Consider the following 14707-nt stretch of genomic DNA (forward strand, 5'->3'; position numbering starts at 1 on the left):
ATTGTTCCTTTCCTTAGATAAGTCCTGAAATATCAAGAACTTCTGGTTGTTGTGCAGCGTGAGTGTGCTCAGCTCCAACAAATACTTTCAACTTCATACCTTGAGCGCGTCCAAGAGTATTGTGTGGAAGCATACCTTTAACTGATTTCTCAATCAAACGTACTGCATTTTTAGAACGAAGTTCACCTGCAGAGATTTGTTTCAATCCACCTGGGTGGTTTGAGTGAGTGTAGTAGATTTTATCAGTTGCTTTTTTACCAGTCAATTTAACTTTTTCAGCATTGATAACAATCACAAAGTCACCTGTATCAGTGTGTGGTGTAAATGTTGGTTTGTTTTTTCCGCGAAGTACGCTAGCAACTACTGCAGAAAGACGTCCAAGTGGTACATCAGTTGCGTCAACTACGTACCATTTACGTTCAACTTGGCCTGGTTTAGCCATAAATGTTGTTTTGTTCATGATTTCTCCTATATATAGTTCGATTTTTGTTTACGGTGATGGGTGTTCCTTCCCATCGAAAAGTATTTGGAAGGTTCCGGGGCCTTTCAAATGGGGTAAACAATACCGCCTACTATAATACCAAATTTCACCCCTAAAAGTCAATAGATATGAAAAATATTTTTCTGAACGGTAACTTCCGTAACTTCTCAAAGTAACTGAAAGTCATATAATCAAGTTAATTTGGGAATTTACCTATTAACTTCGGGAGATTTTTGGGATTTTTTCCCTGTAGCTAAAATCCTTTTCAAAAAATCACCTTTTCTTGATTTTTAATCCTATTTGCTGTATGATAAGGGAAAAGAAAGGGGGCAAAAATATGGCTTTTACCAATACCCAGATGCGGTCTGCTAGTTTTGGCATTGTTACCAGCTTGCCTGATGATGTCATTGATTCTTTTTGGTATATTATTGACCACTTCTTAAAAAATGTCTTTGAATTGGAAGAAGAACTTGAGTTTCAATTGCTCAATAACCAAGGAAAAATTACCTTCCACTTCTCAAGTCAACACCTCCCCACAGCCATTGATTTTGACTTTAATCATCCTTTCGACCCTCTTTATCCCCCGAGAGTTCTGGTTTTAGATATGGATGGTAGAGAGACTATCCTCCTCCCAGAAGAAAATGACCTATTTTAATACTCAATGAAAATCAAAGAGCCAATTAGGAAGCTAGCCGCAGGTTGCTCAAAGCACTGCTTTGAGGTTGTGGATAGAACTGACGAAGTCAGCTCAAAACACTGTTTTGAGGTTGCAGATGGAAGCTGACGTGGTTTGAAGAGATTTTCGAAGAGTATAAAAACTCTAGCCTTCAGTTGCAAACGACTGAAAACTAGAGTTTTTTCTATTTTTTCAAAGCATTATACAAGTTACGGATCGGTTGCTTTAATGTCGGATGGATAAAATGAGGCGCAATTTCCTGTAAGGACTCAAGGACAAAAAGGCGTTCCGCTATGTAAGGATGAGGCAGGATGAGGTCGTCTGTATAAATGACCTGGTCCTCCACAAAGAGCAAGTCCAAATCAATCAAACGAGGTCCCCAATGCACTTCTCTCACCCGTCCCATCTCTGCTTCAATGGTTAACAAGGTTTCTAATAGCACTGGGGCAGGCAACCATGTTTCTACTTCAACCACTTGATTAGCAAAGCTATCTTGCTCCACACCACCCCAAGGCTCCGTCGTCAAGACACTGGACTCTTTGAGAATATGGATACCTCGATTTCGCATTTTCTCAATGGCTTGTCTCAAGTTTGCTTGTTTATCTCCCATATTGCTTCCTAGGGCGATAAAGGATCGTTGCTTGCGGCGATGAATGGCTACCGAGCAAGTATCTAGTGGCAAATGCACTGGCGCCCAAGGTTTTTTCAGTTCCAGCTTCATTTCTTGGACAAGAGGATAGGCCTCAAAAGTACGTTCCACCAGTTTATAAGCTACCGTTTCAATCAAATCCTCAGTTGTTTCCTGAAACCAAGTCGTCCACTGCTGACACAGTTCTCCATAATGGACAGAAGCCGTTAAATCCAAGTCTGTCGCTGCCTTGGTCATATCATAGGATAGGATGGCTGAAACGACAAACTTCTGCCCCAATTCTTTCTCACTAGGAAAAAGACCATGATAGGCAAAAATTTCCAAATCTTTAATCTGCAGTTGATCCATAATGATTCCTTTCTCGAAAAATCCGCTTGAAGCGGATTCTTTTTATACTCAATGAAAATCAAAGTGCAAACTAGGAAGCTAGTCGCAGGCTGCTCAAAACACTGTTTTGAGGTTGCAGATGGAAGCTGACGTGGTTTGAATTTGATTTTCGAAGAGTGTTATAGTCCCATTAAACGATAAGCTTGGTCGCGGAGGTCCTTATCTGTTTCAAATAGACCACGAGCTACTGTCGTCAAGGTTGCAGTGCCTGGTTTTCTGACACCACGCATGCTCATACACATATGTTCTGCTTCAATGACAACAAAGGTTCCCTTAGCACCCAGATAATCCATCAAGGCATCGGCCACTTCGATATTCAACCGTTCTTGAATTTGTGGCTTTTTCGAATAAACTTCAACCGTACGGGCTAGCTTAGACAAGCCTGCCACACGGCCATCTGGAATGTAGGCAATGTGCGCTTTCCCATAAAATGGCAAGAAGTGGTGCTCACACATGGTGTGGAAAAAGATATCCTTTTCTACCACCATATTATCGTCAATAATCTCAAAGGATTTTGACAAATGTTCCTCTGCTGTTTGACCAAGACCTGAAAAAATCTCTTGGTACATACGGGCCACACGAGCAGGTGTTTCCTGCAAGCCCTCGCGATTAACGTCCTCTCCGACGGCCTCGATAATCATTTTTACAGCTGCTTCAATCTTTTGTGTATCCATTTTCGTTTTTCCTCTCCATTAGATAGGCTCTCACTTGGCTCAAGAAATACAAGGAACCTGTGACAATCCTAACTGTTTGTTTCTCTTCTTTTTTATCTGTCAATTTCTGCTCTAGAAAATCCTGCCAACCTTGGTAGTTGAGATTTCTAGACTTAGCTGCCTCTTTCAGCACGCTTTCATCAGTCGCCCGACTATCGTCAAAATGTGTTAGAGTAAGCTCGGTATCTGGCATGGCCCCCAGCAAGTCCAACATATCCTCCAAGGCCTTGGTTTTGATACAAGTAAAGAGGATTTCCTTACGATAATCCGCAAAGCGTTCTTGCAAAGTTGCTATTAAAGCCTTGATAGCATGGGGATTATGGGCTCCATCCAAAATCATCAAGGGGTCTCTCAACACAACTTCCAAACGTCCCGGCCACCTTGTTTCTTCCAAGGCTTGATCAAGCAAGTCATTGCTTACTAGTTCTCGACCATCTTCTTTACAAAAAGTATCAAGTAAAGCTATGGCCATCCCAGCATTCTCTATCTGGTGCAAACCAAGCAGGCCGGTCTGGAAGCGACCTTGTCTGAGAGAACTGGTATAGTCAAAGACTTCCCCTGTCACCACACTTTCTTGATGACGAACCTGATAATCTGTCCCATAGGCAAGTCTCGGCGCATTTTTAGTTGCCGCAATAGAGTCAATCACAGCTAGCGCTTCTGGAGCAATACGCCCTGTTACCAAGGGAATCCCTTGTTTGATAATACCTGCTTTCTGCTCTGCTATGGCCTCCAAGGTGTCACCAAGTAGGGCCACATGATCCAAGCCAATGGTCGTAATGCCTGTTAGAATAGGCTGGCAAACATTGGTACTATCTAAAAGCCCACCCATGCCCACTTCCATGATAGCCACTTCTACTTGCTCCGAGGCAAAGTAGTCATAGGCTATGGCTGTGATAATCTCAAACTCGGTTGTCCCCTGCAAATTGGCAGCCACTTCTCCTTCAAGCAAAGACTGATAGTCTGCCATGAGGGCTTCTAGCCTAGACACTGGAATGGATTCCCCATTGATGCTAATCTGGTCTGTGTAATGAATGAGATAGGGCGAGCTGAAAACACCAACTCTCAGCCCCATCTTTTCTAGCATATTTTTCAAAAAAGCAATGGTCGAACCCTTGCCGTTAGTCCCTCCGATATGGATGACCTTGAGTTTGAGATGGGGATTGCCACGCAAAGCTAACAGTTCCACCATTCGTTCCAATCCAAAATGCGGTTGATCCGTCCGGTAGTTAGCAATCCACTGATTGTTTTCAATTTCTTTCATCTTATTTATATTGTTTTAAATCTAAATTTTCCGCTTCATCAGCCAGACGAATGGCAGAGGCAATTTCAACTGCCATCCTGTGACTAGCTACGTCATGCACGCGCACCACTTCTACACCCTGTCTCGCAGCGATACTAGTTACATGAGCCGAAGCCGTGTCCCGATTTCGGAAACCAAGCTCTGTCTCAGGATTGACTTCAAACCCACTTTCTTCAAGGATATTGATGACAAATCGCTTGCGCGACACTCCGAGAAAGATTGGATAGCCCTTCTGATGTAGTTTATCCAGGTCCCGTAAAAGGAGGAGATTTTCTTTCTTGGTCAGACCAAAGCCAATTCCTGGATCCAACAGGATATTTTCTGGTGCAATACCAGCTTCTGCCGCTCTCGCTAGTGCTCGTTCAAAGAAAGCCTCCATCAATTCTTCGATTGGCAATGTTTCAAAGTCAGCTAACTCTTCCTCTGTAAAAGCTTGACCAAAACCAAAATGAGGGAAGATGAGCGAGCTAGGGTGCTGAGGTCGCGCCATAACTGGATTAAACATGATGACCACTTGCGCTCTCGCTTCAGCTACCACATGAGCCATTTTCTCATCACCCATAAGACCAGTGATATCATTGACTAGATCGGCACCAGCAGCCAAAGCAGCCTCTGCTACTTGACTCTTCCAAGTATCAATAGAGATGAGGACATCACTTTCCTTGCGAATCGCTTTGATCACTGGAACAACACGCTGGATTTCCTCTTCTATCTCAACATAGCTACTGCCCGGCCGAGTCGATTCTCCGCCGATATCGAGCATACTGGCTCCTTCTGCTATCAATTTACGAGCCTGCTGGAGTGCCTGCTCAAGAGCAAAAAATTGACCACCGTCCGAAAAGGAGTCTGGGGTTACATTGATAATTCCGCAAATAGCTGTTTTTGCATGATTGGCTTTACTTGACATATCGGTCACTCCCTCAAGGCTTTTCATCTTATTATTTTTCTATTTTACCATAAAAAGAAAAAGATGGACACGATTGCATTCATCTTTCCCTAGTAGAAAGAGGTCGGTTTCTACATAAAAGCTTTTAAACAGAAATTCCTAATGTCCGACTCATAATCACCACAAGAGCCAACAAACAGAAAGCAATCCCATTAACAATCATGTGAAGCAAGATCGACATTTCCAAACGTTGGGTCTTGTAGGTCGTCCAAGACAGAACGATCGACATACCTCCATAAATCAATAAAGAAGGTAAATTACTTGGTTGATGCAATAAAGCAAACACAATCGTACCGACTACAAATCCCAAGTTCTCCTTGCCTCGGAAAATCTTTTTAGGAACAATCCCTCGACATAAAATCTCCTCACAAATAGGAGCTATTAGAACCAGTAAGAAAAAACTGGAAATTAAGGAACTATTCTGGACCAAATCATTAATATTTGATTGATTGCTGGTTGTTGTTTCATTCATCAAACGCAGTAAGACCACACCAAGAATATTAAAGGCAAGAATCACTAGATAGCTTAAGGCCAATCTAGCCAAATCCTTAGCCTTGAAAAACGATAAACCAAAACTAGCCAACTGTGTTTTCCTAGCACCTATTATAAATACAGTTAAAACCACAAGAGATAAGACCCCTACTAATAGTCCAGTTTGAAGCAGTGGAAATTTTCTGCTAGTTAGAAAAGTTGCTAGGGCTAAAGGAAACTGAGAAAACAAAAGCCCTACTAGAAAGATTATTAACCACTTCCCCCTGTTTAATACTTCATCCCAAATATTCTTTTTTATCATCAATTATACTCCTACCATTCAATCAAAATCACCTACCTAGTTTGAAGCAATTTTCAAGTAACTATAATATAAAAAGGGGAGAACCCCTTTTTATATTATAGCATTTATAGGGCCATGCTGATGTAGTTCAGGATAAACAAGGCATCCAAAATCCAAATCATGACATGAACATCTTTAGCTTGACCTTTGACAAGCTCAGTCAAAGTGTAAGTCAAGAAACCAACTGCAATCCCTTGAGTGATAGAGTAGCTGAATCCCATAAAGATAGATGTGAAGAAGGCAGGAACCGCTTCAGCCATATCGTCCCAATGGATATTTTTCAAGCTAGCCAACATCATAATCCCAACGATAATCAAGATTGGAGCTGTAGCGGCTGTTGGTACAATCGCTAGAAGCGGGCTAAAGAAGCTTGAGATCGCAAAACAGATAGCTACGACCAAGGCTGTCAAACCAGTACGTCCACCTGCACCAATACCAGCAGCAGACTCAACATAAGTCGTTACGTTCGAAGTACCTGCGATGGCACCGACTGTCGTTCCAATCAAATCAGAGTAAAGAGCCTTATCCAACTTAGCTGATTGGTGATTTTCACCATTGGTCGCTACGATACCAACTTTTTCACCTGTACCGATCAGGGTACCAATTGTGTCAAAAATATCTGTCAATGAGAAGGCAAGAATAGCCATAAGCGTTTCAGGCAAGCGAGCTGTATCTGAAACCAAAGCTCCCAAACCTTCTGAACCAAGAGCTGCACCAAAGACTGTCTTCAAATCTTCAAAAGCTGCACCAACATGGTTATTAGCAAAATCGATGCTTGACAAATCTACCAAACCAACTGCAATAGCAAGAACAGTTGTTGTCAAGATAGAGAGGATAATTCCCCCTTTAATCCCTTTGATAACAAAGAAGATAGTAATGGCAAGTCCTGCAAGAGCCACCAAAACAGCTGGATTATTAAAGCTGACCAATCCTGGAACTGCTGAAGAGTTTGCTGCAATCGTTGCTTGCGCTTTGTCAGCCCCTTCTCCTACAACAGTATAGTTACCTGGATCAATCGTAAATTTCAAAAGTCCAGCATTCTTAATCCCTACATAGGCAAGAAAGACACCGATACCAGCTGAAATAGCTGAACGAAGGGCGTTTGGAATCGATTCAATGATCATTTTACGAACATTTGTCAAGGTAATAATCAATGAGATAATTCCACAGATAAAGACCATAGCTAGAGCTTCTTGCCATGAATAACCAAGCCCGAATACAACTGTAAAGGTGAAGAAGGCATTGAGTCCCATACCTGGCGCTTGGGCATAAGGTAAGTTAGCGTAGAAGGCCATCATCAGGGTACCAGCTACTGCACCAATAATCGTTGCTAGGAAAACACCCTGAGCAGGCATCCCTGTTTGTGAAAGCATTTGCGGGTTTACAAAGAGAATATAGCTCATTGCAAAGAAAGTTGTTAAACCAGCGAGAACCTCTGTACGAACGTCTGTACCGTTCTCTTTTAGTTTAAATAATTTGTCCATTATCAATCTCCTTTTAATTTTTACGAACAATAATAGAATTATATCATTTATCATTCACTTTTTCAATATCTTTGTTTGATTTATTTAAGAATTTGATAGAATTTCATTTTTTGTTTCTAATCTGCTTTTCTCTCTGCTTTTTGTTATAATAGAAGACATCTTATCTGGAAAGAGACTAGAAAGGTTTATATGACGAAGAAAATTATTGCAGTTGACCTGGATGGAACCCTGCTCAACTCGGACAGTCAGATTTCTGACTTTACCAAAGAAACTATTAAAAAAGTTGCTGAAAAAGGCCATCAGGTTATTATTACGACGGGTCGCCCTTACCGCATGTCAAAAGATTTTTACCGTGAACTAGGCTTAGACACTCCTATGATTAATTTCAACGGCTCCCTTACTCATTTACCAGACCAAGTTTGGGACTTTGAAAAGTGTTTGACGGTAGACAAAAAATATCTGCTGGATATGGTTCAACGTTCAGAGGACATTCAAGCCGATTTTATCGCTGGAGAATATCGGAAAAAATTCTACATTACAAACCCTAATGAAGAAATTGCCAGTCCTAAACTATTTGGTGTAGAAGCTTTCCAGCCTGAAGATCAATTTAAGCCTGAGTTGGTAACCAAGGATCCTAACTGTATCCTCTTGCAGACCAGAGTCAGTGACAAATATGCCTTGGCAAAAGAAATGAACGCCTTCTACCAGCATCAACTGTCTATCAATACCTGGGGAGGTCCGCTCAATATCCTTGAGTGTACCCCAAAAGGTGTCAATAAGGCCTTTGCTTTGGACTACTTGCTCAAGGTAATGAACCGCGATAAAAAGGATTTGATTGCCTTTGGAGATGAACACAATGATACCGAAATGCTAGCTTTTGCTGGAAAGGGCTATGCCATGAAAAATGCCAATCCAGACTTGCTCCCCTATGCAGATGAGCAAATCGCCCTAACCAATGACCAAGATGGGGTTGCTAAAACCCTGCAAGACTTATTCTTATAACCTATACTGATACTCAATGAAAATCAAAGAACAAACTAGGAAGCTAGCTGTAGGTTGCTCAAAGCACTGCTTTGAGATTGTATATGAAACTGACGAAGTCAGCTCAAAACACTGTTTTGAGGTTGTAGATGAAACTGACGAAGTCAGTAACCATATATACGGTAGGCGAAGCTGACGTGGTTTGAAGAGATTTTCGAAGAGTATGAGTCTGGGACAAAAGTCTAACCTTAAATATAAAAAGCGAACAAAACAGAATTCTGTTTTGTTCGCTTTTTTGTCTAATCTATCGATTTTAAAAACTTATAATAAAGAATTCCTAAAATCAAAATCTTTTTGTCCCAGACTCTTTGTGCTCTTTTCACAGTCTCATCAACCAGTTAATCGATTGTTCTACTTTTTGCCTCCAAAACCTTGGAAAAGGCTTTCTTTTGTGATATACTTCACATATAAATACAAGAGAGCTCGTCACACTCGACTCTGTTGACACAAAATCAATCCAGTCCCGTTGTCCCTGTTCTCGGTCAATATAAAGGAGGATAGCTATGAAAGCTGTTGTTGTAAATCCAGAAAGCACTGGTGTTGCTGTTGAAGAAAAAGTACTCCGCCCACTTGAAACTGGGGAAGCACTTGTAGAAATTGAATACTGCGGTGTTTGCCACACCGATCTCCACGTTGCTCATGGTGACTTTGGTCAAGTACCAGGACGTGTTCTTGGCCACGAAGGTGTTGGTATCGTTAAAGAAATTGCCCCAGATGTGAAAAGCCTTAAAGTCGGTGACCGCGTCAGCGTTGCTTGGTTCTTTGAAGGATGTGGCACTTGCGAATACTGTACAACTGGCCGTGAAACTCTTTGCCGTACAGTAAAAAATGCTGGCTACTCAGTAGATGGTGGTATGGCTGAACAATGTATCGTAACTGCTGACTATGCTGTCAAAGTTCCTGACGGACTTGATCCAGCCCAAGCTTCTTCTATCACATGTGCTGGTGTAACAACCTATAAAGCTATAAAAGAAGCAAAAGTTGAACCAGGTCAATGGGTTGTCCTTTACGGTGCAGGTGGACTTGGTAACCTCGCTGTTCAATACGCTAAAAAAGTATTCAATGCTCATGTTATCGCAGTCGATATCAACAACGACAAACTTGCCCTTGCAAAAGAAGTAGGTGCTGATGTCGTTATTAACGGCCTCGAAGTTGATGATGTACCAGGACTCATCAAGGAAAAAACTGATGGAGGAGCTCATTCAGCTGTCGTAACTGCTGTGTCTAAAGTTGCCTTCAACCAGGCTGTTGACTCAGTTCGTGCCGGTGGTCGCGTCGTCGCTGTTGGTCTTCCTTCTGAAATGATGGAACTCAGCATCGTGAAAACAGTTTTAGATGGAATCCAAGTCATCGGTTCTCTTGTCGGAACTCGTAAAGACTTGGAAGAAGCCTTCCAATTCGGTGCAGAAGGTTTAGTAGTTCCAGTTGTTCAAAAACGTCCAATAGAAGATGCCGTAGCCATTTTCGACGAAATGGAAAAAGGTCAAATCCAAGGACGTATGGTACTCGACTTCACCCACTAATCTATTAGAAACCTATTTTAAAAGTTGGAAACTTTTTCCAACTTTTTTATATTAAATTTTTAAATAAGGATTCAAAAAAACTTCTCTAAAACTCAATATATCAATATTTTCAAATGTAGTTTTTTTAATTATTTTATTATAAATAGTTGATTTTTAGATGAAAACGGTTTATACTTAAAAAGTCTTAAAGTTTTCTTAAACGAAAACTAAAACAAAAAAGGAGGAATGACAATAATGAGTATCGGAATCATTATTGCGAGCCACGGCGAATTTGCTGCGGGTATTCATCAGTCAGGATCTATGATCTTTGGTGAACAAGAAAAGGTTCAAGTTGTAACCTTTATGCCAAATGAAGGCCCTGATGATCTATACGCTAAGTTTAATAACGCTGTTGCTGCATTTGACGCAGAAGATGAGGTTCTAGTTTTGGCTGACCTTTGGAGTGGATCTCCATTTAACCAAGCTAGTCGCGTGATGGGAGAAAATCCTGAGCGTAAGTTTGCCATCATCACAGGACTTAATTTACCGATGTTGATTCAAGCCTATACAGAGCGCCTCATGGATGCTGCTGCAGGTGTAGAAAAAGTCGCTGCGAATATCATCAAAGAAGCCAAAGATGGCATCAAAGCTCTTCCAGAAGAGCTCAACCCAGTTGAGGAAGTAGCAAGCGCTGCAGCTGCTCCAGTTGCCCAAGCTGCTATTCCAGAAGGAACTATCATCGGAGACGGTAAACTCAAAATCAACCTTGCACGTCTAGACACTCGTTTACTTCACGGTCAGGTTGCAACTGCTTGGACTCCAGATTCAAAAGCAGACCGTATCATCGTTGCTTCAGATAACGTAGCTAAAGACGAATTACGTAAAGAATTGATTAAACAAGCAGCTCCAGGTAATGTCAAAGCTAACGTGGTTCCAATTCAAAAATTGATTGAGGTTTCAAAAGACCCACGTTTTGGAGAAACACATGCCCTTATCTTGTTTGAAACACCTCAAGATGCCCTTCGTGCCATCGAAGGAGGCGTGCCAATCAAGACTCTTAACGTTGGTTCTATGGCTCACTCAACAGGTAAAACAATGGTCAACAACGTTTTGTCTATGGACAAAGAAGACGTTGCTACATTTGAAAAAATGCGTGACCTGGGTGTTGAATTTGATGTCCGTAAAGTACCAAACGACACAAAAAAAGATTTGTTTGACTTGATCAATAAAGCAAACGTACAATAATCGATTTTATGAAAGGATTTTAAAGATGTCTATTATTTCTATGGTTTTAGTAGTCGTTGTAGCCTTCCTAGCAGGTCTTGAAGGTATCCTCGACCAGTTCCAATTCCATCAACCACTTGTAGCCTGTACTCTTATTGGGCTTGTAACAGGTCACTTAGAAGCAGGTATTATCCTTGGTGGTTCTCTTCAAATGATCGCCCTTGGTTGGGCTAACATCGGAGCTGCCGTAGCTCCTGACGCTGCTCTTGCTTCTGTTGCTGCTGCCATTATCATGGTTCTTGGTGGCGACTTTACCAAGACAGGTATCGGTGTTGCCCAAGCGGTTGCTATCCCTCTTGCAGTTGCTGGTCTATTCTTGACTATGATTGTCCGTACACTCTCTGTCGGATTGGTTCACACTGCTGATGCTTCTGCTAAAAAAGGTGACTTCAAAGCAGTTGAACGTGCTCACTTTGTCGCACTTCTTCTTCAAGGTCTTCGTATTGCAGTCCCTGCAGCACTCCTTCTAATGGTACCAACTGAAACCGTACAAAGTATCCTTAGCGCTATGCCAGACTGGCTCAAAGACGGTATGGCTATCGGTGGTGGTATGGTCGTTGCCGTTGGTTACGCTATGGTTATCAACATGATGGCAACTCGTGAAGTATGGCCATTCTTCGCTATTGGTTTCGTGCTTGCTGCCGTGTCAGATATTACTCTAATCGGATTTGGTGCTATCGGTGTTGCTATCGCTCTTATCTACCTTCACCTTTCTAAAACTGGTGGAAATGGTGGCGGAGGAGCCGCGACTTCTAACGACCCAATCGGCGATATCCTAGAAGACTACTAAGATAAGAAAGGACTGAAAACATCATGACTGAAAAACTTCAATTAACTAAATCAGATCGTAAAAAAGTTTGGTGGCGTTCGACTTTCTTACAAGGTTCTTGGAACTATGAACGTATGCAAAACTTGGGTTGGGCTTACTCATTAATTCCAGCTCTTAAAAAACTCTACACTAAAAAAGAAGATCAAATCGCTGCTCTTGAACGCCATCTTGAATTCTTCAACACTCACCCATACGTAGCCGCTCCAATCATGGGGGTTACTCTTGCACTTGAAGAAGAACGTGCTAACGGTGTTGAAATTGATGACGCTGCTATCCAAGGGGTTAAAATCGGTATGATGGGACCTCTTGCTGGTATCGGTGACCCAGTATTCTGGTTTACAGTACGCCCAATCCTTGGATCACTCGGTGCTTCACTTGCCCTTACTGGCAATATCTTGGGACCACTCCTCTTCTTCGTTGCATGGAACTTGATTCGTATGTCATTCTTGTGGTATGTTCAAGAGATTGGATACAAGGCTGGATCAGAAATCACTAAAGATATGTCTGGCGGTATCCTTCAAGACATCACTAAAGGAGCTTCTATCCTTGGTATGTTCATTCTTGCTGTCCTTGTTCAACGTTGGGTAAATATTAAATTTGCTTTCGATGTTGCCAAAGTTCAACTAGATGAAAAGGCTTATATCCATTGGGATAAATTGCCAGAAGGATCTAAAGGTATCCAAGAAGCATTCGCACAAGTAGGACAAGGATTGTCTCAAACACCTGAAAAAGTTACTACTTTCCAACAAAACTTGGATATGTTGATTCCTGGACTATCAGGACTACTCCTTACTTTCCTTTGCATGTACTTGCTTAAGAAAAAAGTATCTCCAATCACTATCATCCTTGCCCTCTTCGCAGTGGGTATTGTGGCACATGTTCTTCACATCATGTAATCAAGCAACTTAAAAGGAACCAGGTTCTAAAATCTGATTCCTTTTTTCTATGCTTTTATACTCAATGAAAATCAAAGAGCAAACTAGAAAGCTAGCCGCAGGTTGCTCAAAGCACTGCTTTGAGGTTGTAGATAGAACTGACGAAGTCAGCTCAAAGCACTGCCTTGAGGTTGTAGATGAAACTGACGAAGTCAGTGACCATACCTACGGCAAGGCGAAGCTGACATGGTTTGAAGAGATTTTCGAAGATATTATTCAGCCAAGGCACCCATTGGATCCCATGGTGCTAACACGATTGGTTCTGCTTCATAAGCAACTTGTTCTTCTGCTGTCAGCAATTCTTTGCGAACAACGATTTGGTAAGTGTATTCGTCCATCCAAGCGTCTGAGGCAACAAAGTAACCATCTGTACCAACCTTGTCTCCCCATGAGTTTTCAACCTTCCACTTGGTTGACTTGCCATTTTCATCCAAGTCAACACCTGTCAAGACCATAGCGTGGGTCATTAAGCTTTCGCTGTAGTCCAAACGTCCAGCCTTGTCTTGAGTGAGTTTAATGTCCATGCTTGATTCAAAGTCATAAACATCTGTCGCAAGAATTCCAGCTTTGCGGTTGCTGAGCTGACCGACATCTGAACCAAACCAAACAGTCTCACCTGCTTGCATTTGAGCAATTGCCAACTCTTTCAAGCGCTCCATAGGAACGTTGATATAACGAACCGCACGGCTACCAACCACATTTCCTAACATCTCAACTGTATAAGATTTGCCGTAAGGCTTGTCAGCAGTTGGTGCGTTGATAACAGAAACATAGTCTTCTAGCGGAAGATTGACATATTTCTTGTAAAATTCTTGTGGTGTGATACATTTTTCGCTTTGGTAGTTGTTATCCTTATCGCGATAAGCAAAGTCAAATTTACGTGGTGGAAGTCCTAAAGACATAGCAAGAAAGTTAAAGATTTCTTGCAAGAGGTCTTCTTTCTTAGCTTGAACAGTCGCTTGATCAGCACCTGAAGCTAATAGATCACGCAAAATTTGAGCATCTTGGCGAAGCAATTTGTTAAGAATTGCATTTAGCTCACGGCTGCTACTAGATGAAACAGACTCAGGGTAAACTGACTTAGGCACGACACCGTATTTCTCAAAGAGAGAAACGACCATATCCCATTGACCGCCATCTTGTTGTGGTGTTTGAAGTAGGAAGCTAACCTTACGGCTCGTCAAGCCTTGGTCTGCAGTCTCAATGACTTGCTCCAAGAACCAGTTTGATTTCTCATACTTGTCCCAGAAGAATGTGTGGGCCTGTGATAACTCAAAATTTTCCAGTTTGTATTGTGAGATGAGCTTGTGGCGGAAGGTGTTGAGAGCTGCAAACATCCAGCAACGACCAGATGCTTTCTGGTTAGTAACCTTGTCCTTGGTCAAATCCAATGAGAAAACAGGTGTGTTGTCTACATGGCTTTGGCGACGTTCTAAGGCTGCAAAAATTCCGTTGTGGCTGGCAGCATTTTCAATCGCTTGGTATTTGACATTTGCTTCATAATTGGCAAATAGTTTATCAGTAAATGATTCTTGAATCGCGTTCATAGATTCCTCCTTTTATTCTACAGTCTATTATAACTCTTTTCACAAAGTAAGCAACTGAAAAACATAAAAGGCAGGGATATTCTCCCTACCTTTTTCGA

At 41.8% G+C, this 14707-nt stretch carries 16 protein-coding genes; 8 read left to right on the top strand and 8 right to left on the bottom strand.

Going from position 1 to position 14707, the window contains the following annotated elements; translation table 11 throughout:
• Window positions 1–13 precede the first annotated feature (13 nt).
• A complete protein-coding gene (gene rplM / locus AC6I9F_RS08660) occupies window positions 14–460 on the bottom strand; it encodes a 50S ribosomal protein L13 (RefSeq protein ID WP_001044624.1) in 447 nt (148 codons plus the stop codon).
• A gap of 358 nt (window positions 461–818) precedes the next feature.
• Between rplM and AC6I9F_RS08665 the strand changes: the two genes are divergently transcribed.
• Both AC6I9F_RS08665 and AC6I9F_RS08670 read left to right on the top strand, forming a co-directional pair.
• Complete coding sequence (locus tag AC6I9F_RS08665; protein ID WP_000886037.1) at window positions 819–1136, top strand: DUF960 domain-containing protein; 318 nt, start codon at window positions 819–821, stop codon at window positions 1134–1136.
• A 6-nt stretch (window positions 1137–1142) separates the two neighbouring features.
• Window positions 1143–1265 (top strand): hypothetical protein, encoded by a 123-nt coding sequence (locus AC6I9F_RS08670; RefSeq protein WP_262081894.1) that lies wholly within the window; start codon window positions 1143–1145, stop codon window positions 1263–1265.
• 76 nt (window positions 1266–1341) lie between these two features.
• Here the strand turns inward: AC6I9F_RS08670 and folK are convergent, their stop codons facing one another.
• The 6 genes from folK to AC6I9F_RS08700 form a co-directional block, all read right to left on the bottom strand.
• Window positions 1342–2154 carry a 2-amino-4-hydroxy-6-hydroxymethyldihydropteridine diphosphokinase gene (gene folK / locus AC6I9F_RS08675; protein WP_173253115.1) on the bottom strand — a complete coding sequence of 271 codons (813 nt, stop codon included), beginning with the start codon at window positions 2152–2154 and terminating at the stop codon, window positions 1342–1344.
• 158 nt (window positions 2155–2312) lie between these two features.
• The gene (gene folE, locus AC6I9F_RS08680; RefSeq protein ID WP_485678372.1) at window positions 2313–2867 is read right to left on the bottom strand and encodes a GTP cyclohydrolase I FolE; all 555 of its coding nucleotides are present in this window, start codon (window positions 2865–2867) and stop codon (window positions 2313–2315) included.
• Entirely contained in the window at window positions 2848–4170 is a 1323-nt protein-coding gene (locus AC6I9F_RS08685; RefSeq protein WP_498021700.1) for a bifunctional folylpolyglutamate synthase/dihydrofolate synthase, read from the bottom strand. Before AC6I9F_RS08685 ends, folE begins: the two co-directional genes overlap by 20 nt.
• 1 nt (window position 4171) lies before the next feature.
• Window positions 4172–5116, bottom strand: coding sequence for a dihydropteroate synthase (gene folP / locus AC6I9F_RS08690; RefSeq protein WP_431716747.1), 945 nt, complete (start codon window positions 5114–5116; stop codon window positions 4172–4174).
• 124 nt (window positions 5117–5240) lie between these two features.
• Window positions 5241–5948, bottom strand: coding sequence for a CPBP family intramembrane glutamic endopeptidase (locus AC6I9F_RS08695; RefSeq protein ID WP_498021701.1), 708 nt, complete (start codon window positions 5946–5948; stop codon window positions 5241–5243).
• A 104-nt stretch (window positions 5949–6052) separates the two neighbouring features.
• Entirely contained in the window at window positions 6053–7471 is a 1419-nt protein-coding gene (locus tag AC6I9F_RS08700) for an NCS2 family permease (RefSeq protein ID WP_498021703.1), read from the bottom strand.
• Window positions 7472–7660: 189 nt separating this feature from the next.
• Here AC6I9F_RS08700 and AC6I9F_RS08705 point away from each other — a divergent pair, with 189 nt between their 5' ends.
• From AC6I9F_RS08705 to AC6I9F_RS08730, 6 genes are all read left to right on the top strand, one after another.
• Window positions 7661–8473: a Cof-type HAD-IIB family hydrolase gene (locus AC6I9F_RS08705; protein WP_498021704.1), complete on the top strand. Its 813-nt coding sequence runs from the start codon at window positions 7661–7663 to the stop codon at window positions 8471–8473.
• Window positions 8474–8489: 16 nt separating this feature from the next.
• A complete protein-coding gene (locus tag AC6I9F_RS08710; RefSeq protein WP_498021706.1) occupies window positions 8490–8648 on the top strand; it encodes a hypothetical protein in 159 nt (52 codons plus the stop codon).
• 367 nt (window positions 8649–9015) lie between these two features.
• Window positions 9016–10035: an alcohol dehydrogenase AdhP gene (gene adhP, locus AC6I9F_RS08715; protein WP_218764683.1), complete on the top strand. Its 1020-nt coding sequence runs from the start codon at window positions 9016–9018 to the stop codon at window positions 10033–10035.
• A gap of 234 nt (window positions 10036–10269) precedes the next feature.
• Entirely contained in the window at window positions 10270–11259 is a 990-nt protein-coding gene (locus tag AC6I9F_RS08720; protein ID WP_498021708.1) for a PTS sugar transporter subunit IIB, read from the top strand.
• A gap of 25 nt (window positions 11260–11284) precedes the next feature.
• A complete protein-coding gene (locus AC6I9F_RS08725) occupies window positions 11285–12088 on the top strand; it encodes a PTS mannose/fructose/sorbose transporter subunit IIC (RefSeq protein ID WP_498021710.1) in 804 nt (267 codons plus the stop codon).
• Between the two features lie 23 nt (window positions 12089–12111).
• On the top strand, window positions 12112–13023 hold the full coding sequence (locus AC6I9F_RS08730; protein ID WP_173278061.1) for a PTS system mannose/fructose/sorbose family transporter subunit IID: 912 nt from the start codon (window positions 12112–12114) through the stop codon (window positions 13021–13023).
• A 251-nt stretch (window positions 13024–13274) separates the two neighbouring features.
• Here the strand turns inward: AC6I9F_RS08730 and pepC are convergent, their stop codons facing one another.
• On the bottom strand, window positions 13275–14609 hold the full coding sequence (gene pepC, locus AC6I9F_RS08735) for an aminopeptidase C (protein ID WP_173234410.1): 1335 nt from the start codon (window positions 14607–14609) through the stop codon (window positions 13275–13277).
• Window positions 14610–14707: the final 98 nt, after the last annotated feature.

It is taken from the genome of Streptococcus nakanonensis, from assembly GCF_059738785.1.

Bases quoted from the DNA above. Each gene is read 5' to 3' on its own strand.
- adhP (WP_218764683.1), top strand. From the start codon at position 9,016: ATGAAAGCTGTTGTTGTAAATCCAGAAAGCACTGGTGTTGCTGTTGAA.
- pepC (WP_173234410.1), bottom strand. From the start codon at position 14,609: ATGAACGCGATTCAAGAATCATTTACTGATAAACTATTTGCCAATTAT.
- AC6I9F_RS08665 (WP_000886037.1), top strand. From the start codon at position 819: ATGGCTTTTACCAATACCCAGATGCGGTCTGCTAGTTTTGGCATTGTT.
- AC6I9F_RS08720 (WP_498021708.1), top strand. From the start codon at position 10,270: ATGAGTATCGGAATCATTATTGCGAGCCACGGCGAATTTGCTGCGGGT.
- folE (WP_485678372.1), bottom strand. From the start codon at position 2,867: ATGGATACACAAAAGATTGAAGCAGCTGTAAAAATGATTATCGAGGCC.
- AC6I9F_RS08725 (WP_498021710.1), top strand. From the start codon at position 11,285: ATGTCTATTATTTCTATGGTTTTAGTAGTCGTTGTAGCCTTCCTAGCA.
- AC6I9F_RS08695 (WP_498021701.1), bottom strand. From the start codon at position 5,948: ATGATAAAAAAGAATATTTGGGATGAAGTATTAAACAGGGGGAAGTGG.
- AC6I9F_RS08705 (WP_498021704.1), top strand. From the start codon at position 7,661: ATGACGAAGAAAATTATTGCAGTTGACCTGGATGGAACCCTGCTCAAC.
- AC6I9F_RS08730 (WP_173278061.1), top strand. From the start codon at position 12,112: ATGACTGAAAAACTTCAATTAACTAAATCAGATCGTAAAAAAGTTTGG.
- AC6I9F_RS08685 (WP_498021700.1), bottom strand. From the start codon at position 4,170: ATGAAAGAAATTGAAAACAATCAGTGGATTGCTAACTACCGGACGGAT.
- AC6I9F_RS08700 (WP_498021703.1), bottom strand. From the start codon at position 7,471: ATGGACAAATTATTTAAACTAAAAGAGAACGGTACAGACGTTCGTACA.
- folP (WP_431716747.1), bottom strand. From the start codon at position 5,116: ATGTCAAGTAAAGCCAATCATGCAAAAACAGCTATTTGCGGAATTATC.
- folK (WP_173253115.1), bottom strand. From the start codon at position 2,154: ATGGATCAACTGCAGATTAAAGATTTGGAAATTTTTGCCTATCATGGT.
- AC6I9F_RS08670 (WP_262081894.1), top strand. From the start codon at position 1,143: ATGAAAATCAAAGAGCCAATTAGGAAGCTAGCCGCAGGTTGCTCAAAG.
- AC6I9F_RS08710 (WP_498021706.1), top strand. From the start codon at position 8,490: ATGAAAATCAAAGAACAAACTAGGAAGCTAGCTGTAGGTTGCTCAAAG.
- rplM (WP_001044624.1), bottom strand. From the start codon at position 460: ATGAACAAAACAACATTTATGGCTAAACCAGGCCAAGTTGAACGTAAA.